We start from the raw sequence: 18,663 nt of genomic DNA, 5'->3' as shown, positions 1-18,663 counted from the left end.
TTCCGGTCGAGGGCGGGCGGTTCAGCGGCGCGGGCCGGCGGCGGCGCTGCGCAGGAGTGCCGGGGGTTGGGGGCCGGGCGCGTGGGAGAAGTGGATCCGCAGAGTGTCCCGGCGCAGCTCGGCAGCGGTCCGCGAGGTGGCAGGGCTGGGAGCCGCGACGACCACGACGCCGGTAGCGCTGGAGGCCGCCATGACGGCGGAGGTTGCCCGCGGAGCAGAGTTCGGGTGGGCGGCGCTGGGCAGGTACCGCGCCGCCCACCCGGACAGCTCGCGGACCATGGAGCCGGTGTGCATGCCGGCTTCGCTGATCGCCCACCGGTAGGTCCGCGGGGTGCCGCTGCGCGAGATCAGGCCGTGCTCGGCCAGCACGGACAGGCGGTGATGGAGGACCCCGGTGCCGCCGACCGGGAGGCGCTCCGCGAGCTGCGAAACCGTCAACGGCTCGCCCGCCACCAACTCGAACAGGACAGCCCCGGTGTGCGGACTGGCGAACAGGTTCATGGCGTCGTCGATCGCCTCCGGCGCCTCCAGCTCCGTGCGGCCGACCAGGTGCCGGTCGGCCCAGGCCAGGGCTGCGGAGTGGACCGGGCCCAACGCCCGCCCGGCATCGGTCAGCGCCAGCTCGTACCGGCGGCTGCCGGGGAGAGGCAGGCGGGTGATCGTGCCGGCGCGCTCCAGTAGACCGGTCACCTTGTACAGGCTGCCCGCGGGGATCGGGGCGGAGTCGGCGATCTCGGCAGGGCGCAGCGGGCCGGAGGAGCCCAGCGTGCGCAGCACGCGGGTCGACCAGCGAGTGGAGATCCCCTCGGCGGCCAGCTGGGCGCGGTCCAGGACGGTGACGTTGGCGGTGGCGGGCATGGCGAACTCCGTTGTGGCAGTGGGGGCGTGTCGGGGTCAGCGCCGGACGGTGGCGGGCGGGGCGGCGACCACGAGGGGCGGGGGCGCGCCCGGAGTGGCCGCGACGGTCTGCGCCGGGGAGGGCCGGGAGACCGAGGACGCGAGGGCGGCCTGGAACCGGGCCGGCATGCCCGGGCGCGGAGTTTCCTCGGCGGCGGCCTGCTTGAGCCGTTCGGCCTGGAGCCGCTCGGCCGCCGTCTTGTACACCTCGATGTTGTAGCGCCGCCCGACGGCGACGAGGTGGATGCCGAGCAGGCGGCGCGGGTTGCCCGGCGCGCGCTGCTCGGTGTAGACGAGCCGGAAAGCGTTGCGGTCGTCGAGGTAGAGCTTGCGGGCACCGCGCAGATCGCGGTCGCCCTGCTGGTCCAGCAACGGCCCGCGGACCTCGGCGCGCAGCAGCCGGTCCAAGTACTCCAGCGCCAGGTCCCGAACGTCCGCGGGCGCGTCCAGGAGGTCGGCGAGCGCCTCCGGGTGGGCGGAGAACCCCACCGGAGGACTGCTCAGCCGCTGCTCGCTCACCGCACGGCCCGCCGCCCGGCCGGAACCGGGACAGGGACGGGGACGGCCTCGGCCGCGGTGCTCTTGGCGGGGGCGGTGGTGCGGGCGCGCGCCGCCAGGGCCTGCGGGCTGTAGACGACGGTGACCTCGCTCTGTGCGACGGGCGGCAGCGCGGTGCGCCGGGTCTCCAGCCACTGCTGAACCTCCTGCGGGCTGGCGAAGCCGCCCTCGCGCAGGGTGTAGCCGCGCTCCGGATCATGGGTCTCCAGCTGCAGGAGGAACGGGCGGGCCGCGCCGGCCGAGGTAGTGTCACGCAGCATCACCCACGTCTCGCCCGGCTCCACGCCGTGCTCGACCTGCTCGTACCGGGCGTGGTCGGTGATGAACCGGGCGGCGACGGCGGCGCTGCGCTCGTCGACCGGGGCACCACCATGCCCGGCGCGGTGGAGGAAAGCACCCGGATCGGCACCGCGGGCCACCAGCCACGCCGCCGCGATGGCGAAGGTGGGGGTCGGGCGGGTGGCCAGGGTGAAGGTGCCGTCGGTGCCGTAGTGCAGGTGGGCGGCGAGCGCACGGTTGGCGGTGTCGCCGTAGGCGTCAAGGTTCTCGAACAGCAGGAAGTTGTCGCTGCCGGGCTCGTGGCCGTCGAGGTCTTCGGGATCGGTCTCGATGAGGAGGTCGTAGACCTCTTCGGACTCCAGGAAGTGCTGCTGGGCGTGGGCGGAGGCGCTGTCCGCGGGCTGCCACTCGGGCAGGCTGAAGTCGGGCATGTCAGCCTCCGGTCAGGTCGAGGGGGGAGGAGTGAGGGAGTCGGGGTCGGTCAGCGCCGGGTGCTCCAGCAGGCGGTGGCTGACGTGGCCGCCGGAGCTGGTGCAGGCGCCGAAGGGGCCGTCCGCGCTGCGCAGCTTCATCAGCGCCGGCTCGAGGTGGTCGCGCTGCCAGGCACTGGCGCCGCTCGGCCCGGACTCGGGATCGATCGCGGCCTGCCAGGCCAGCCACAGGGCGTGCAGCCGGGCCACGGCCTCGGGATGCTCAGGCCAGCGCACGCACCACGGCCGCGATGCCGTGGTTTCGGGTCCGTAGATCTTCGTGAAGATCTCGTCGACCCACGGGACCATGAGTTCGACCTCTTTTGTAGTAGGCCGGGTCCTCGAAGGCGACGATGAACATGGGCTCGGCGGCGGCGCCGTCGTCCTCGGGCTCCAGCGCGATCGACATGGTGGCCAGCTGTTCGGCCTGCGCGTCGAAGCCCGCCGCCAGGGCGGTCAACTTCGCGGACAGGGCCTCGATCTGGGCGTCGCTGTAGCCGGAGGTCGGCTCGGCGCCCTCGTCGGGCTCGGATGCGGTCAAGGGAGGATGGGGCCTTTCGGTGTGGTCGCGGGGTTGATGGGACAAGATTCCGCCACGATCGGCCGGACACATCCGGCCGATCGTGCGGTATAAGCGGTGCCCGGCTCACCGCTGGCCGCCGCAGCAGGCGGCGGCGAGGAGACCAGGGGCGTCCAGCAACTGCAAGGCTGCGGAAGCCTGTTGGCGGACGACGCCGTTGCCGAGGGCGGTCAGTTGAGCCGAGCGGGACAGGCCGGGAACGCCGGTGACGTGCCCGGAATCGAGGCCCATGATCCACTCGACGAACTCGGGGGCCAAGCGACCGTTGCCGTCGACCGGCTCCGGGGCCGGCCGGGTGAGCCGCTCCCACCGGGCGACGGCCGGGGCGTACGGACCCCACCGGTTCATTCCTGCGGCGTCTTCTCCCACAGCGGCAACAGGACCGCCGACAGCGGGGGCCGGAACCCCTGCCCGGCCCTGCGGCCGGGCGTCCCGGTGTCCGAGGCCCGCGGGGTGGGCAGCAACTGCGCCGCCGCCGACGGGAGCGTCAGATCGCCCTTGGAGCCACGGGAGTTCGGACCCCCGTGCGTCCCGTCCGACGCCTTCGGCGTGGGCAGCAGCAGGTGCTCCACCTCGTCCGACAGGTTCGGGCCGTGCCCACCCGACCGGCGCTTGTCGGGGTGCTGACTGCCGCCGATCTGACCGAGGTTGGAGGTCGGCGTCTTGAGCAGCGTCACCGTGTGCCCCAGGTCCGCCCGCCAGGCATCCGGGCCCTTCGCATCGCGTGCCCGCGGCGTCGGCAGCCCCGGAGCCGCCGGGCCAGGCCACGAGGAACAAACGCTCGCGGCGGTGAGGGGCACCGACGGCTGCTGCGGATAGCACCGTCCATCGCGCATCCATCCCGAGGTTGGCCAGACTTCCGAGTACCGCGCCAAGTGCCCGCAGAGCAGGCTCACCTCCGCTGTCTCCCAGATCGCACCAGGGGCATCCCAGGTCGCCATCGGCTGGCGAGGCAGCGGCTGCGGAGAGGATTCCGCGTACGTTTTCGATCACCACCAGGTTGGGCTTGAGGACATCGATCGCGCTGGCGATCGTCAGCCACAGTCCGGAGCGGGTACCCTCCATCAGGCCGGCGCGCTTGCCGGCGACCGACAGGTCCTGGCACGGGAAGCCCGCCGTCAGGACGTCGACCGGAGGAACGCTCGACCAGTCAACTGCGGTGATATCGCCAAGATTTGGCGTCTCTAGGCCAGTGGTGGGCCAGAATCTGCGCGGCAGAAGGGTTCATCTCGGCATGCCAGACCACCTCGCCGCCGAGCACGGCCTGCACGCCCATGTCCAGGCCGCCGAACCCCGAGCACATCGACCCGATCCGCGGCCACCCGCGGTCGGGGACGGTCATCGGCGCGCCCCGGTACGGGCGCTGACCGCGCGGCTCGGCGGCGCAGCGACGACTGTGGCACCGGGCCCGGCCGCCTTCCGAGCGGTGTCCGGCTCGGCGGGCTTGGCGACCACCGCGGCCGAGCGGATCATGCGGACGGCGGCGTCGCCGGTGAACGCCTTGAGCAGGTCAGGCTCCTCGGCGGCGGTCAGGTGTTCAGCGGTCTCCCGCAGCTTCCAGACGGCCTCGTCGAGGACCTCTCGGCCGGCGGACAGCGACTTGAAGTAAGCCTGCCGGTGCGGGGAGCCGTATGCGGGGCCGGGCGTCAGGCAGGTGAGGGTGGCGGAGACGACGGCGGGCTGCAGACGCACGATCGCCTTGGCGTTCAGCAGCGCGGCATACGCGTACGCCACGCTGCACCGCCGCCAGGCGATGTCCTCGGGCCTGGTGGAGTCGAGCGCGACGATGTCGTACTCGTCGATGGCGTTGGCCTGCAGCTTCCTCTGTACTTGGGTCATCCCGTCCAGCACCGCGCCGAGGCGAGCGGGCTGGGGGTCGCGGTAGGTGTAGAGGCGCCACAACTCCTCGCGGAAGTCGTGCAGGTTGGTGGCGGTGCCGAGCAGCCACTGGGACTGCAGCTCGACAGGGGTGGTGTAGGTCATGACGGGGCCTCGGTTTCAGCGGCGCGGCTTGGCGGCGCTGCGGGGAAGGGCAGCGATGGGGGTGGGCTCGGCGGAGCGGCGGGTGAGAGCGCGGCGCATCCGCTGCGGCAGACTCACCGCTGCGCGCTGGCGAGCCTGGGCGGGCAGGTGCGAGACACCGGCGGACGGGAGGCGGTCCGCCTCGATCCGCAGCTCCCGCGCTGCAGCATTGAGTTGGTGCCGGGCGGCGCCGTAGACCTGGCGGGGGTCGACCGGCTGCGCGTCGGGCACGGTCCACACGTCCGCGGTGACGGAGTGCTGGAACAGGTGCGAGAGGTGCCGCGTCGCCTCCGTGACCCTTGTGTGGGCTCCGGCGAGGGCGATGGCGGTCAGCCGTGCGGCGCTGGTGGCGGAGGGTTCGAGCGGAATGTGGTTGGCGTAGTCGGCGGCGCCGAGCATGCTGGTCTGGACGAACTGGAGGGCGCTGAGCTGCTCGGCGACGATGCGGGCATCCGGGACACCGGGATCGCCGGCGGTGGGGCCGGGCAGCTTCTGGGCGAGGTCGTCGGCCTGGTCGGCGGCGAAGCGGAGGCGTGCTTGGAAGTCACCGAGTGTCAGCGGGCGTGTGAAGATGGACATGAGGCTCCGTCCATGGGGGCGGTGACCGGCGCGGTGGCTGCCAGGTCAGGAACGGCGGAACGGCAGAACGGTGGCGGACGTCGCGGTTGTACCCGGGGGCGCGGCGGGCGGGGCGTCGACGATCAGCAGATGCCGGGTCCGCCGACGTGCTGCGCGAGAGCGAGACTCGTGCTCTCCGGCGGCAGTTGGCATTGGGCCAGGTTCCGCTGAGGGAAGATCGGCGGGGGCGACTGCTGCAGCCGGCAGCGGCACCTTCGGCCAGGGAGGGCCGGTGGTGATTGCGGTGCTGACGGTCAGGAGGTCGGCCGACAGCGCGTGCAGGCCGGACTCGGTGCTCTCCAACCCCCGGACGACGGTGCGCTCCAGAGCGTCGAGCTGCTGGGAAGTGAGGGCGGCGGTTTCCGCGTCGAAGCGGTGTGCGGCAGCCTCCAGGGCCTCCCCGAGGACCGCGCCGACCAGGCTCAGTCGGGCCGCAGCCCGTGCGAACGCGAGCGCCCCGGCTCGGGCGGCCTGCTGGTCGGGGGATGCCTGGTTGAAGCGAGTGGCGTTGGCGGCAGCGTCCTGCTGCAGGACGAGTACATCCTGGAGCTGCTCGGCAACATCGACCGGTTCGACGGGTGGCACCCCACCACGCGCGGCCCTGCGGGCGTCGAACGCCATCGCCCGCAGGAGGCGTCCGACCTCGTACTGGTCGCCGATCATCGGCGCCCCCGACGCACAGGATCGGCGACCGGCCCGACAGCCGGGGGTTCGGCGGCACCCGCAGTGACGGCGGTGACGAAGCCCAGGACTTCCTGGTGGCCGCGGTCGGCCTCCTTCGCCGCTTCGGCCAGCGCCGCCAATGCCGCCTTGTGGCGGTGTTGGTGCAGCGACTCGGCCGCACTGCGCGGGGCGCCGCGCTCGATCAGAGCGCACTTGACGGACAGGTCGAAGGCGACGGCGAGGTGCCGGACGATCGTGGCCGCGCGAACGGCCGCTGTCGTGTAGGCACCGGCCAAGGCCGGGTTGGAGCCGCTGAGCTTCCGGTAGCGTCGGGCGTTGTCGGCGCACTGGCGCTCGAACACGAGAGCCTGGGCCATCCGCTCCAACACGGCGGCAGGGTCGGGAGGCGGCTGTCCTGGCCCAGGTGGTGCAGCGGTCACACGGCCGAGCAGGCGCAGCATCCCGGCGACGGTGCTCATGTCGCGCGTGGCGGAGTGGGGTGTGCTGGTCAGGGTGACTCCGAGTTCAGCGGCTTCGGCCGGCTGCGTGCTGCTGCAGAAGGGGGTCGGCGGCAGCACGCCGTCGCTGGGCGGCGCGGGAGCGGGAGACGGGCAGGGGCATGGGCACTCGCTTGCAGGTCAGCGCCGGGGCGGGGAAGGTTCGACAGGGGGCCGAGCGGACCGGTCCGAAGTGCCGGTGGTGCGGGTGGCGGCCTGGCGGCGAACGCCCAGGATCACGGGGCCGCGACGGTCCGAGGCGGGGGTACCGAGGGCGGCGCGATGACGTTGCTGGAGGCGATCGGCGGGCTCCAGCGCGCGTAGCGAGTCACCGAGCAGGGTGCCGGCGGAGACAGAGGCGTCCAGCGCCAGGACGCGTACGATCCCCGCGGAGGTGGCTGAGGCCCGTAGGAGCGAGGCTCGAAGGACGCGTTCGGCCCAGTAGTCCGGATCACCCGGCATGCCCGGTGCCACCAGGGACCGCACTTCCTTGACCGTGGTCGTCCCGTCGGCCAGGGCCCCACGACGCTGGACCTCCCACAGGGTGGTGAGCTCGTCGACGGGTTCCCCCCGGTGCGCGAGGGCGGCCAGGGCCTGGTAGACGGCGCGGTGCGCTGGGACAAGGAAGTCACCGCCGCTCAACCAGGAGGCGACCTCGCTGATTCGCGTCGGAGACTCGGTCAGGGACGCCAGCAGCATGCGCTCGTCGTCGCGGGCCGCCGCGGCGGCGCGTCCGGACAGCAGGCCGACGGGGGCGTCCGGTTCGGGCAGCGGCTTCGTCGATCGCACGTCGATCGTTCCCCACGCCCTCGTGAGCTGGTCGATCACGGTGTGCAGCGAGGCCGTCAGGTCGACCGTGGTCCGCACGGAGCCGCTCTCGGCCGCGGCCAGCAGCCGGTGGGCGTGCTGCTCCAGGGAGCGGCGCACAGCGGTCTCCAGCACCATGCGCCCGTATGCGGCGGCGTGCGCGGCCGTCGGGCATGCAGAGATCAGCGACTGGCCGTAGCTGGCGCTGAAGCCGGGAATGGTGCGGACGCCGGATGCCATCGCCCGCAGTGCCCAGTCGCGGTGCTGATCGTCGGTGGCGGGCAGGGGTGCCTGCTTGAGCTGGGCGAGCATGACCGCGAAGAACTGGCCGTGGGCGGGGCGCAGGAAGTGGCGGGGCTTCAACCAGGGTCGCAGCGAGCCGAGTTGTCCAGGGTCGAGGAGGCAAGCGCCGAGCAGCGCCTGCTCTGCTTCCAGCTGGGGGCTCAGACCGGGACTGTCAACGCTCACGGGCACCGCGCGGGCGAGGGGCGGCGGTCAGGAGCGTGGCGAGCGCTTCCAGGTCGCGGGTGAGGGCGTCGTCGTCGATCGAGATGTGTCCGCGGCCGACGGCCACATGCCAGCGCCCGTCGAACCGTGCGACGGGGAGTGTCGGCAGCGGGACACAGTGCCGGCCGGGGCGGGGGGTCGTCGGCGCGGTGGGAGACAGTAGGGGGTGAGTCATTGTGAGCGAGTCCGTTGCAAGTGGATGGCGAGCGTCTGGCGGACGGCGTGCCTGACGAGTGGCGTGGTGGGGGAGTCCGGCCTGGTCGGCGGTCCGGACGCCTGGACCGGAGAACCGGTCTGGTCCGACAGGCGGGCGGTCGGATGAGGGGTTCATGAGGGGCCCCCGAACTTGGTGGTGGGGGCTGTACCCACCCGGCCCCGGCGCGCCTTCGGGCACCGGAGCCGGACGGCGGGTCACCGGGTGCGGGCCGCCCGGCTGCGAGGGGTGGGCGCGGCTGCCACGAAGAGGTCGTCGAAGCCGGGCAGCATCTGCACCTGCGCGGTGCCGCTGGAGGTGGCCGCAGCCGCCCGGGACGACGCGGGCGCCGCGGCGGCCGGGGCTGCCAGGGCCAGGCTCTCGGGACTGTAGATCGTCTCCAGGTACTTGGAGACGGGCCGCTCCCACTCCTTGCGCAGGATCGCGCCGCCGACTACGCGCGCGGCCTCGGTGGGGATGACGATGTCGGCGAGCTGCTGGCAGGCGGACGAGCGGGAACCTGTCCACGGGTAGTCGGCCGGCATCGCGACCGTGAGGGCCGCCTCCGGCACCGTGTACTTGCGGTCCTTGTTGTCGGCCCAGTACCAACCGCGGATCTTGCTGGTGGTGCCGGGCGCGATCCGATCGGCCGAGAACTCGTTGCCACCGGAGGTCCGCCTGGTGCCTCGGGTGTTGACCCGCACCCCCTCCGGCCAGCCGAGGGCCTGGGCGAGGGTGCGCCCGGCGACCGGTTCGGAGGGCTGCATGGCCTGCAGGTTGACGTAGTGGTGGCGGCCGGCCACGAGGTAGACGCGCCTGCGGTGGGCGGCGACGCCGACATCGGCGGCATCCAGGACCTGGTAGTCGGCCGAGCACCAGTCGGCGAACTGCAGTTCCTCCGAGATCGCGTCCAGCACCACCTCCGGCAGGGCGCTGCTCTGCTCCATCGCCATCCAGCGGAGGTTGTCGTAGCGGGCGGTGAGCGCGAGCGACCAGATCAGCGACTCGGCGATCAGGCCGATGCGCTCGTCGCTCATCTGCGGCACCAGGGAGCGGGCCTCGTCGAACGTCAGCAGCGGGCCGGTGAATCCGTTGTAGCCGTCCCATTCGGGGTCGGAGCAGATGGTGCAGATGTCGGCGACCTCGCACTCCCCGGTGTCGTGGTAGTGCCCGAAACTCGCCTCGCACGCCATGGTGAAGGTGTCCAGCAGCAGCTCGACGTTGCGTTCCTGGTGGCCTTCGCGCTTGCCGGCCGGGGACCAGACCTGGCACGGCGCGCTGACTGTGAGCCCCTCGACGTACCGCAGCGCGGGGTGGATCGGGTTGAGGGTCCGCACGTCGGCGACGATGCGTCGGTGCCCGGCCGCGACGGCGGTCGCCGAGGCGTCCCAGCCGATCTCGACGCCGACGACATCGAAACCCGCAGGGTCCAGGACTCGCAGTCCCTGCTCCCAACCACCGGGGCCTGCGAAGAGGTTGACGACTCGCTGGGGGTCGCCGGGGCGAGGAGGGAACAACCAGGCGACGGGCCAGGGGTGGGCGAGGGCGACGAGCTGCTCGTGCGTCCACGGGCCCATCTGCGGGCCCTCGTCGGGCCAGTGCAGGTCACCGGCGGTCGACAGCCGCGGCCGGAAGTCGCGCGGCGGAATCTCGGGGTACCGGTAGCTCAGCGCCGGCCCCGATCTGCCGCCCGGCCTGGCGCTGAGGCGAAGGGCGTGGGGCCAGCGCCCGACCGCGCGGTTCCTGACGCGGCACCGGCGGCCGGGGAGGCGCTCATCGCAGCACTGGCACGGGCGCCCTCCGCGGCGGCGCGGTCCGCCGCCAGGTCGGCGGTGATCTCGTGGTCAATCCCGTCCAGGGTCGCCGCGTGGGCCCTGAACACGTCCCCGCGGCCGGGGTGTTCGCCCTCATCGGCGCAGTCGGCGACAGCGATCAGCGCCGTACGCAGTTGGCGGAGAGCGGCCGGCCACTCGGCCACCGCGACCGGTGCGCTGTCGGCCGCCTGCCGCTCTCCGGTGAGCGGCAGCAGGTCGAAGTAGATCTCGCCCGCGACATCCCGTAGGACCTCTGCGTGGGCGAAGGCGCGGCCGGCCAGGGTCTGCGAGGCGACCGAGCCCAGGTGGTCGAGTCGCCGGGCCATGCTGAACAGAGCGCCCAGATGGGCGGCAACGGTGAACTCCGGCGCGGGCGGCGGCGCGAAGGCGGCGGTGTACTCGGCGACGGCGTCCCGGAGGCGGCGGGCATCGATGCCGTCCAGGACCAGCAGGAAGTCAGCGTTGTAGCGGGTGAGTTCCCCGCCACCGTCGCGTGCGGACGGTGCGCGGTGCCGTTCGTTGAAGACGCCGTACTGCGAGAAGCCGAACCAGTTGGCGTCGATCGCGCCGGCGGACGGGGAGACGATGCGGATGCGGATGCCGCTCCAGGTGTCTTCCCTGATGGTCTGCGCCAGTTCAGCGGTAACAACCATGTCGTCGCGGCGGGCCACCTGACGCAGCCCGACGACAGAGCCGTCCGGCAGGGGGCAGATCAGGCGCAGGGCCTCGGCCTGATCGACGGACTCGATCCGAGCCAGGGGGTACCTCCTGATGAGGGGTGGGGACGCAGTCAGCGTGAGCGGGACGGATGCGGCGGCGGCACCGCGGAGTACGCGGGCGGCACAGCGGGCGCGGCGGCGTCAGCTCGGATCGTGGCGATGTTCGCGGCGGCAGCCCGGGCAGTGCGGGGCGAGGCCCGCAAGTCTTGCGCCAGGTAGTGGATTTCGTCGCCCATCAAGCGCAGCGCCTCGGCATGTTCAGCGAAGCTGGCCGCACGGGACTCGTCGCCGCTTTCGCGGAAGACCTCGCTGGCTCGGTCCAGAAACTGGTGAAGCGCGCCGACAGCATCATCGTTGGCGTGCTCCAACACGTCGGCCAGCTGCCCCGAGGTCCCGGCGCGATTGAGCCGCTCAGCCCACGAGAGCACTTGCGGCGCCAGCACGGACTCGTGGACGCCCGATTCGCACGGTTCAACGTCCCCGATCTCAGGATCACCGAAGCCGAGTTGGTCGATGCGGAAGCCGGCCCGGGCGAGGTCCGAGAGACCGAAGTCGCTGTCCTCCAGGAGGGCCGCGGACTCCATGGCCTCCTCCGCAGAAGAAGCCTCAACGATCAACGTGACCGCCCTGGGTATGGCGCTGAAGGAGAAGTGCGAGGCCGCCTCGACCGGCCCGCCGGTGCGAGGGTGGTGAGTGGTCACGCGACCGCCTCCCCGGAGCGGCAGCTGAACGGGGAGCAGCCGTCCTCCGGCCCGTTCTCCAGTTCCTCCTCCGCCAGCGGGAGTTGCTCCTGCAGGGCGGCGAGTTCGGCGCGGCTGAGGCGGTCAATCGGAGCTTCGGCCAGCGGCCGGCGGGAGCGGTGGAGGTAAGCCTGACCGAGCAGCGGGCGCCCCTCGGAGTTCGCCCGAGCATTCCCCGCGCGGATCGCGGCATCGAACTCGACGACGTCTACCCATTCTTCCGGCGACTCGTCGCGGATCCGCCTCCACTGGGCATTTCCATGAAATGGACACCCGAGGCATGCGGATTTCGGGGTGGATTCCCAGCCGTGATCAGCAAGGAGCTGTAGGCAGTCCTGGCGCGACAACCCGAGGTCGATCAGTGGAAAGCTGTGGCGGGTGTACTTGACGTCCGAGTCCTTGGCGCGGTGGAACTCGTCGGTCGAGATGCCGATCCACTGCTCGACGTATACCCCGAGCGGCACCCGTGCCGGATGCGGGTAACCGAGAATGCGTCGAACTTCCCGCTTTATCGGCTTTATCTTGTATTCGCCCGTGCATTGGCGACGAGTCATTCCCGGACTGCCATCCTTGTTCAGAATGTACAGCGGCATGGAGGCGAATCGGTGGCCAGGGTCCAGGGCGTCCGCCCTTATGTTCCCCGAGGAGACACGGAGGATCGGAATGTTCGCCGGGCGGGCGACCCGGCGCTCCACCTCGTCCAAATGCCGGTAAACGGCTTCGGGTTCCCAGCCGGTATCAGCGAAAATCGCGTAGTCGAGTTTGGGCAGCTCTCCGAGAGCGGACAGCAGGAGAAGCGTCGTGGATTGCACGCCGGCACCCAGTGACAAAATGCGGCTTACGGGCTCGGCGGTGTGGTTCACGCGGCCTCACCCGCCGCAGCGAGCGCGCGCTCGGTGATGAGGTCGGTCTGTCGCGAGGACGCCTTGCCGATCGCGCCGGCACCCGGCTCCCTGTACCAGGGCCGCAGGTCGAGCATGGCGGGGCGCATGCCGGTGGCGAAGAGCAGGGCGGTGCCCTTGCGCAGTGCGCGGATCTGGTCCGGCGGAAGAATGCGCTCCTGGCGCATGCTGGTCGAGGTGGACCGTCCGGATTCCGAGGTGGAGTGCGAAACGGTTTCCACATCGTGCTCGCCGACCAGCCTGGAGAGTTTGTCCGCGAAATCCGCGTCGTCGATTCCTGAGCCGACGACCTTGACCGTGGCGGCGGACCACATCGCGTCCATGCCCGCCTCTCCCCAGACCTTTTGGCCCTGGCGGTAGGACTGCAGAATGGTGATCGGGATGACGCCGCGCGACCCTAGGTGGGAGTACAGGTCGGGGAGGTCCGAGATTTTGCAGACGTTCGCGGCCTCGTCGAGGATCGCGAGGAGCGGAGGATCGAGCCGTCCGCCGGCGCGTTCGGCCTGGATGACCGCGGTGCGCATCACGGAGTCGGCTGCCGCAGCGATCAGGGCGCCCGCGGATCCACCGCCGTCCTTGGACAGCAGATACAGGGTGTCCTTGTTGGTGACGAATTCCTCGGGCTTGAACTCGGGCAGATCCGGATTCGGCGTGACCCACCGCGAGATCTTCGGGTCGAGCAGGCATGCCGCGTACTGGCGGGCGGTCTCATAGATTCCGTCCCGGGTTTCTACCGCGCCGGATACGGTGCCCTGTAGCTGATCTGCGATGGCCAGCAGATTGTGATCGCGGAGAATGTCGATCGGGGTGCGGTTGGAGGGTACCGCCAGCCACTTGAGAACATCGGTGATCGGGCGCCGGTCGCATCCGGCGGCCAGGAAGAGCGCGCACAGGGTGTTCTGGGCGGCGGTGCTCCAGAAGTCTCCCTGGGAGCTTTCGTCGACTGCGGCGGCGACGAAGTGTCCGGCCAAGCGCCTGGCGCCGGGGAGGTCCTTGGCGTCGGCCAGGATGTCCCACCACATGCCCTGCGGCGTGTGGGCGATGCCCTGCGGGTCCATCGTCCAGACCCGGCCGGCCTCGGACCGGGCCTCCAAGGTCGCGGTGTAGGCGTCTCGCGCGGCCTTGTTGCTGGTCAGGAGGACGGGACCGGGGGCCCGCAGAATCGCCGGTACGGCCAAGCTCGTGGTCTTGCCGCTTCGCGGCGCCATGATGGCGACGCACACGTCCTCCCAGGAGGCACGGACCTCCGGACCGGACGGGGCGAGGTTACCGAGCAGCAACCCGCTGTCGTCGGGGCGGATTGCCCGGTCTTTTACAGTCCGCGAGACTCGGCCGCAGGTCGCGCGCCTTGGCGGTGATCTCGGCGGGCAGCAGAGGCGCCAGGTCGCCGGAGGTGGCCAGGCCGCTGGGCTTGCTCCGGTGCCGGGACCACAGCCACAGGCCGGCGGCGGCCAGGGCGAGCGTGGCGATACCGGGGACGATGCGGGTGGCGATCAGCAGCGCCAGTGACGACAGGTTCGGATAGAGCTGGCCGGGGTGCAGCGCGGCGGTGACCGGCTCGAAGGGGGCGTGCCAGGGGCCGCTGCCGGTCAGGGAGTTGGCGGTGTTGCCGCCGATCCAGGCGAGGGAGCCGAAGACGGCGACGGCGGCGCCTGCGCCTATGAGGGCATAGAGCAGGGCGTCGGTGCCCGGACTCTGCGAGGGGCTTTTCGGGGTGGCTGGCAGAAGTGGTTCCTTACAGGTGGAGGGGAGTTGACCTGCTGGGCGCGGGCAAGGACAGCGACAGGTCGCCGCAAGCGGGCGGTGAAGTCGCCGATCGGCACCGAGCGAAGCCCGGGTGCCCGTCGACTGCGGCTGGCGCAGCGCGTCGAGCAGGGCGGCTCAGCGCGAATGCGGGCTGGCGAGGCGGCCCGGGACCGCAGGGCGGGTCGGCGGGGAAGGCGCAGGGTCCTGGCCGCCGGTGGTGGTGCGGGTGCGTGCGGCGGCGGCGCGGGGGGAGTCGGCCGGCTCCTCGCGGTGCGCCGGGGCGAGGTCGGCATCGGTGACGGTGTAGCCGAAGGCGGTCAGTTGGGTGCTGACCTCCTGCATGGCCTCGGCCAGGAGTTGCGCCCGGCCTTCGGTGATCGGGTCGGCGGCGGATATCGCGCTGAGCCGCTGGGAGGCGGTGTCCAGCAGGGCGGTCATACGTCCGATCAGGCCGAAGGCCGGGTCCATCAGCGGGCGGACGATCTCGTGGACGTCGTCCGTGGTGGTCGCGGTGTACGCCTGCGCGGTCGCGGCGACGAGGCGGCCCTCCAGGTAGGACCAGTCCTGGGGCTGGAAGGGCTGCCGCTCGATTCGCTGCCGGGGAAGCGGCGGAACCACGCGGGGCGCGTACCCGGCATCGGTGAGCATGCGCTCGGCGAGGCGGATCCGCTGGTTGGTGTCGCTGGGGCTGTGGCCTTCGACGGTGAAGACCGGATCGCTCTGCCCGGGGGACTCGATGTCGAAGCCGGCCCGTGTCAGCAGCGTGCGGCTGGCCAGGTCAGGAGCTTGCGCCCAGGCGCTGGCGGTGGTGCCGTCGGCGTTCGGGAAGCGAGCGATGACGATCGAGTAGGTCATCGGTGGTGAGGTTCGACGATGCGGGAGTGCGGGACGGCGGCGGGTGCGGCTTGGACTTGGGGCCCAGGGCCGGCCACCTGGATGGCCGGGGAGGTGGCGAGGGCCGCCCGGGGGCGAGGACCTTCGGCCAGGAGGTCGATGACGGGCGCGGCGGCGCGGTACCCGGTGGCGGCGAACCGGGCGCCCGCGTCCAGGACGGGCTCCCATACTTCGGGCTGGTCGCCCAGTTCGGTGCCGAGCCGGTTGCCGAGGGCGGTCATGGCGGCGGCGAGCCGGTGAGCCGGTCCGGGCCGCAGCCCGATCCACTCCACGACCTGGGCCGCGTCCTCCGCGGTCAGCTTCGGCGCGAGCTTCTCGATCTGCCGCAGCGCGTCGCTGGCGCGGACGACCGCAGCCTCGACGTGGGCCAGGGTGGGGTCGGTGGGCACGGGACTCCTACGAGGAACGGTGGAGGGGACGGGCTGCAGCAGCCTGCGGAACGGCGGCCGGTGGTGCGGCGACGACGGCGCCGCGGGGAGCGTGGGCCGAACGGGCAGCCGTGCAACGGGGGTTGAGGCCCTCGTGCTCGGCCAGCTGGCACACCGCCAGGGCGAGGGCTCGGTCGCGCGAGGTCTCGGCGAGGCTCTGGTCGGCGCGCGCCAACGGGGCCAGGAGACGGGCCTCGTGCGGGTCGGTGCGGATGAGGACCCAGCGGCAGCCGGCGGGGTCGCCCGGTGCGGCGATCCCTGTGGCCGCCAGGATCCGCCGGGAGACTTCGGCGAACCGGTGGTCAGGGGCTGGGGCCCGGTCGGGGTCGGTCCGCAGCGTGCACTGCCACACCATCCGGGACCTCAGCGCCTGGGCCGGGTTTTCTGGCGGGGGGGTGCCCCTATGTGTTTGGTCAAGCGGTTCGAGGTTGTTCCTCAGCTCTCGGTGGCTGGCTCCGGACCGGTGTAGGCGTAGATCCAACCGGCCCGGACGTCGGTGGAGCGGACCGCCTCGTAGGCATGCCGACTCGGGCCAGCTGGCCCGTCTGATGCGCGTATGACGGCGGGCGGCCTCCCGTCCTCACCGAGAAGCACGATCTTGGTCTGGCCGTCGAACGGGCCGCCGACGACCTTGATGCCGACGGTGTTGTTGACCACCTCACCAGCGAGCCAGCGGTCGATGGTCCTCATGTGCTCGGAGTTGTCGGTGCTCATGGGCAGAGCGGATCACGGCTGCTGCCGGTGAACAAGAGGCAGCATCACGTCGCGGCCGCGGGCCGGGATTCGTAGAGGGTGCCGTCTCGGAGCATGGCGAACAAGACGTCGGTCCGGCGTCTGGCCAGGCAGAGGAGTGCCTGGGTGTGGCGCTTGCCCTGGCCGATCTTCTTGTCGTAGTAGGCGCGGGAGGCCGGGTCGCCGAGCGAGGCGAACGCGGCCAGAAAGAAGGCCCGTTTCAGCTGCTTGTTGCCCCGTCGGGAGGGTTGCTCGCCGCGTATGGAGGATCCGGAACTGCGGGTCGCCGGGGCGAGGCCGGCGTAGGACGCGAGGTGGGCGGCGGTCGGGAACGCGCTCGCGTCGCCGACGTCGATCAGGACGCGGGCACCGGTCCGCGTCCCGATGCCGGGCATGGAGGTCAGGATCTGCGACAGCGGGTGCTCGTCCAGCAGTTCCTGGATCCGCTTCTCCAGGAGTCTGCGCTGATCGAGGACGGCCCGCAGCGAGCCGGCCAGGCTCGGCACGATCAGCGCGGCCGCCTCGGTGCCCGGGACGATGACGGTCTGCTCGTCGAGCGCAACCAGGATGTCCTCGACGAGACGCTCGAACATGCGCGGGGCCAAGGGCCGGGCGACGCCGAGCAGGCGTCGACGTCCGGCCTCGTGCAGGGCGGTCGGCGAGCCGAACCGCTCCAGCAGGGCCAGCACCGCCGCGTGGTCGATCCTGGGCCCCAGCACGCGCTCCAGGTGCGGATGGATCTGGGTGAGCAATCCGCGCAGGCGGTTGGCGATGCGGGTCGCCTCGCCGGCCAGGTCGTCGTCGAAGCCGACGATCATCTCCAGCTCGGCGATGGTCTCGTCGGTGACCTCGATGCCGCGCAGAGTGTGCGGCATGGTGCGGGCGGCGTCCGCGATGACGAAGGCGTCGCGTGCGTCGGTCTTGGCCTCGCCGGGGTAGAGGTCGGCGATGCGGCGCATCGTCAGACCGGGCAGGTAGGCGACGCGGCAGCCGGCGTCCCGGGCGACCGCCAAGGGCAGGGCGCCGATGGAGGCCGGCTGGTCGACGACGACCAGGACAGTGCCGTGCTTGGCGGTGAGCTTGTCGAGCATGGCCCGCATCTTGGGCTCGCTGTTCGGCAGCCGCTTGTCGAAGACCCGCTTACCCGCCCGAGTCAGGGCGGTTCCGTGGTGCTCGCCCTTGCCGACGTCCAGGCCGAGGAAGACGTCCACGTCGCCGGTGTCGATCACGCTGTTCCCTTACGAGGTCGTGCTGTCCCGGCCTCGTTGGCGTGGCACCAGTCGCCGGCATCCACGTTACGAAGAGCCTCCCAGCGAGCTGGTGGTCCTGCCCCTATCAGCGGTCTACCGGTGCCTCCGGCCCGGTGACACCACCCCCCGGATCATGCGAACTACAGGGGGGAACAGTCATGCCGAGCCGGAGGCCGGGAGCCCCGTTGCGGGGCCACGAAGAAGGTAACGGGGGGGGGGAGGTGGGCGGTCAGCTCGGCGATGAACGCCTGTTGGTCGAGGGCGGAGAGTTCGGGGACCGGTCGCCAGGCGTCCAGTAGCCGCAGCGGCTGTCCTCGTGTGGCTGCCGCCGTGGCCAGGCTGGCGATCAGGTCCTGGGCCGAGGAGTAGCGGGAGATCACTGGGTGCACGATCACCTCCCCGGCGCGATCGCGGCGGGCCGGGCCGCCGCGACCGGGGCGGGTTCTGTGGTTGGCGGTGGAGCGGTGGAGCGGTGGAGCGGCGGTCGGCCGGGCGGCCGAGCGGGCGAGTGCCGCCTGGTGGCGTTCGGCGGCGTCGAGTGGGCCGTCGTAGTCCCAGGGCCAGTGACCGCCGATCCGGTAGAGCCCACGCTCGTCCGGGGCGACGGACTCGGTGCCGCCGTCGCCGTCGTAGTCGGGCGTCCAGTGGAAGGTCAGTACCTCGCCGTCCCAGCGCGCGGTCATCCCGCAGTTGTCCTTGTGCAGGTCCACGACGATCTGCTCGGCGGTGTGCCGGGAGAAGGCGGGAGAGCAGTAGGGGCCGAGGTGCCCGAGGGCGTCGACCAGTCCGGGGTAGGGGCCGTGCTCCGAGCCGTCGACGAAGAAGTGGAAGAGGCGCTCGGTCACGGGGCTCAGTAAGGGTTCTCGGTGGTGCGGGCATTGTGGGCGGCGGCCACCAGTTCGGGCAGGTCAGCGGGGGCGGCGTCGCGCTGGTCGATCCACCAGGTGGCCTTGTCGAGCAGGCGCACCTGGTCCTCGATCTCCTGCCAGTCGGCCTCGTCCAGGGCGCCCTCTTCGACGAGCACTCGGTAGGCGCCGGTGACCAGCTGGTGGCGGCAGCGCTCGCCCCACGGCACGGCCTTGGGCGGGCCGTCGAGGTCGGGCATGCGGAACTGCTCGGCCCACTCGGTGGCGGCCTGCTGCTCGGCGGCGCGGCGTTCGGCCAGCCAGGCTTCGCGGGAGGCGGTGTCCGACTGGCGCTCGGCCAGCCAGCACTCCTTGCAGGAACGTTCCGCCAGCCAGCGGGCGAAGCCGGCGCGCTTGTCGGCGGGGCGTTCCGACAGATCGTGGTCGACGCTGTGGCCGCAGGAGTGCTCCACGGCCCAGATCTTCTTGACGGCCAAGTTGG

At 71.8% G+C, this 18,663-nt stretch carries 24 protein-coding genes and 2 pseudogenes; all 26 read right to left on the bottom strand.

Going from position 1 to position 18,663, the window contains the following annotated elements; translation table 11 throughout:
* Positions 1-21: 21 nt before the first annotated feature.
* Positions 22-858 carry a winged helix-turn-helix transcriptional regulator gene (locus ACIHEI_RS28105; protein ID WP_396608582.1) on the bottom strand — a complete coding sequence of 279 codons (837 nt, stop codon included), beginning with the start codon at positions 856-858 and terminating at the stop codon, positions 22-24.
* Positions 859-894: 36 nt separating this feature from the next.
* Positions 895-1,416, bottom strand: coding sequence for a hypothetical protein (locus ACIHEI_RS28100; protein WP_396608581.1), 522 nt, complete (start codon positions 1,414-1,416; stop codon positions 895-897).
* A complete protein-coding gene (locus ACIHEI_RS28095; protein ID WP_396608580.1) occupies positions 1,413-2,165 on the bottom strand; it encodes a hypothetical protein in 753 nt (250 codons plus the stop codon). The genes ACIHEI_RS28100 and ACIHEI_RS28095 overlap by 4 nt, the downstream gene beginning before the upstream one ends.
* Positions 2,166-2,177: 12 nt before the next feature.
* Entirely contained in the window at positions 2,178-2,513 is a 336-nt protein-coding gene (locus ACIHEI_RS28090; protein WP_396608579.1) for a DUF4913 domain-containing protein, read from the bottom strand.
* Positions 2,428-2,745 carry a hypothetical protein gene (locus ACIHEI_RS28085; protein ID WP_396608578.1) on the bottom strand — a complete coding sequence of 106 codons (318 nt, stop codon included), beginning with the start codon at positions 2,743-2,745 and terminating at the stop codon, positions 2,428-2,430. The genes ACIHEI_RS28090 and ACIHEI_RS28085 overlap by 86 nt, the downstream gene beginning before the upstream one ends.
* Positions 2,746-2,850: 105 nt before the next feature.
* Complete coding sequence (locus tag ACIHEI_RS28080) at positions 2,851-3,132, bottom strand: hypothetical protein (RefSeq protein ID WP_396608577.1); 282 nt, start codon at positions 3,130-3,132, stop codon at positions 2,851-2,853.
* Positions 3,129-3,461, bottom strand: coding sequence for a hypothetical protein (locus ACIHEI_RS28075; RefSeq protein WP_396608576.1), 333 nt, complete (start codon positions 3,459-3,461; stop codon positions 3,129-3,131). Before ACIHEI_RS28075 ends, ACIHEI_RS28080 begins: the two co-directional genes overlap by 4 nt.
* A 145-nt stretch (positions 3,462-3,606) precedes the next feature.
* Positions 3,607-3,906 (bottom strand): annotated as a pseudogene (locus tag ACIHEI_RS28070) (DNA cytosine methyltransferase); the annotation flags it as partial.
* Positions 3,907-3,934: 28 nt separating this feature from the next.
* Positions 3,935-4,126 (bottom strand): hypothetical protein, encoded by a 192-nt coding sequence (locus tag ACIHEI_RS28065; protein WP_396608575.1) that lies wholly within the window; start codon positions 4,124-4,126, stop codon positions 3,935-3,937.
* A complete protein-coding gene (locus ACIHEI_RS28060; RefSeq protein WP_396608574.1) occupies positions 4,123-4,767 on the bottom strand; it encodes a hypothetical protein in 645 nt (214 codons plus the stop codon). Before ACIHEI_RS28060 ends, ACIHEI_RS28065 begins: the two co-directional genes overlap by 4 nt.
* Positions 4,768-4,782: 15 nt before the next feature.
* The gene (locus ACIHEI_RS28055) at positions 4,783-5,385 is read right to left on the bottom strand and encodes a hypothetical protein (RefSeq protein WP_396608573.1); all 603 of its coding nucleotides are present in this window, start codon (positions 5,383-5,385) and stop codon (positions 4,783-4,785) included.
* 45 nt (positions 5,386-5,430) lie between these two features.
* Complete coding sequence (locus ACIHEI_RS28050; protein ID WP_396608572.1) at positions 5,431-6,087, bottom strand: hypothetical protein; 657 nt, start codon at positions 6,085-6,087, stop codon at positions 5,431-5,433.
* Entirely contained in the window at positions 6,084-6,464 is a 381-nt protein-coding gene (locus ACIHEI_RS28045; RefSeq protein WP_396608571.1) for a hypothetical protein, read from the bottom strand. Before ACIHEI_RS28045 ends, ACIHEI_RS28050 begins: the two co-directional genes overlap by 4 nt.
* A gap of 261 nt (positions 6,465-6,725) precedes the next feature.
* Positions 6,726-7,859 (bottom strand): DnaB-like helicase N-terminal domain-containing protein, encoded by a 1,134-nt coding sequence (locus ACIHEI_RS28040; RefSeq protein WP_396608570.1) that lies wholly within the window; start codon positions 7,857-7,859, stop codon positions 6,726-6,728.
* A gap of 450 nt (positions 7,860-8,309) precedes the next feature.
* On the bottom strand, positions 8,310-9,668 hold the full coding sequence (locus ACIHEI_RS28035) for a DNA cytosine methyltransferase (protein ID WP_396608569.1): 1,359 nt from the start codon (positions 9,666-9,668) through the stop codon (positions 8,310-8,312).
* An 89-nt stretch (positions 9,669-9,757) separates the two neighbouring features.
* On the bottom strand, positions 9,758-10,576 hold the full coding sequence (locus ACIHEI_RS28030) for a hypothetical protein (RefSeq protein WP_396608568.1): 819 nt from the start codon (positions 10,574-10,576) through the stop codon (positions 9,758-9,760).
* A gap of 119 nt (positions 10,577-10,695) precedes the next feature.
* Complete coding sequence (locus ACIHEI_RS28025) at positions 10,696-11,325, bottom strand: hypothetical protein (protein WP_396608567.1); 630 nt, start codon at positions 11,323-11,325, stop codon at positions 10,696-10,698.
* On the bottom strand, positions 11,322-12,176 hold the full coding sequence (locus ACIHEI_RS28020; protein ID WP_396608652.1) for a hypothetical protein: 855 nt from the start codon (positions 12,174-12,176) through the stop codon (positions 11,322-11,324). Before ACIHEI_RS28020 ends, ACIHEI_RS28025 begins: the two co-directional genes overlap by 4 nt.
* Positions 12,177-12,223: 47 nt before the next feature.
* A pseudogene (locus ACIHEI_RS28015) lies at positions 12,224-13,991 on the bottom strand (type IV secretory system conjugative DNA transfer family protein).
* 156 nt (positions 13,992-14,147) lie between these two features.
* Positions 14,148-14,867 (bottom strand): hypothetical protein, encoded by a 720-nt coding sequence (locus tag ACIHEI_RS28010; protein ID WP_396608566.1) that lies wholly within the window; start codon positions 14,865-14,867, stop codon positions 14,148-14,150.
* The gene (locus ACIHEI_RS28005; protein ID WP_396608565.1) at positions 14,864-15,295 is read right to left on the bottom strand and encodes a hypothetical protein; all 432 of its coding nucleotides are present in this window, start codon (positions 15,293-15,295) and stop codon (positions 14,864-14,866) included. Before ACIHEI_RS28005 ends, ACIHEI_RS28010 begins: the two co-directional genes overlap by 4 nt.
* A 7-nt stretch (positions 15,296-15,302) precedes the next feature.
* Entirely contained in the window at positions 15,303-15,689 is a 387-nt protein-coding gene (locus ACIHEI_RS28000; protein ID WP_396608564.1) for a hypothetical protein, read from the bottom strand.
* A gap of 80 nt (positions 15,690-15,769) precedes the next feature.
* Positions 15,770-16,048, bottom strand: a complete 279-nt coding sequence (locus ACIHEI_RS27995; protein ID WP_396608563.1) for a hypothetical protein — start codon at positions 16,046-16,048, stop codon at positions 15,770-15,772.
* Positions 16,049-16,092: 44 nt separating this feature from the next.
* Positions 16,093-17,295 (bottom strand): IS110 family transposase, encoded by a 1,203-nt coding sequence (locus ACIHEI_RS27990; protein ID WP_396608562.1) that lies wholly within the window; start codon positions 17,293-17,295, stop codon positions 16,093-16,095.
* Between the two features lie 161 nt (positions 17,296-17,456).
* A complete protein-coding gene (locus tag ACIHEI_RS27985) occupies positions 17,457-18,161 on the bottom strand; it encodes a hypothetical protein (RefSeq protein WP_396608561.1) in 705 nt (234 codons plus the stop codon).
* A 5-nt stretch (positions 18,162-18,166) separates the two neighbouring features.
* Positions 18,167-18,658, bottom strand: coding sequence for a hypothetical protein (locus ACIHEI_RS27980; RefSeq protein WP_396608560.1), 492 nt, complete (start codon positions 18,656-18,658; stop codon positions 18,167-18,169).
* Positions 18,659-18,663 lie beyond the last annotated feature (5 nt).

It is taken from the genome of Kitasatospora sp. NPDC051984, from assembly GCF_044593455.1.
In the GTDB taxonomy this organism is placed as follows: domain Bacteria; phylum Actinomycetota; class Actinomycetes; order Streptomycetales; family Streptomycetaceae; genus Kitasatospora.
Note: the sequence above shows the minus strand (reverse complement) of the source record. Positions and strands in the feature narration are given on the sequence as shown.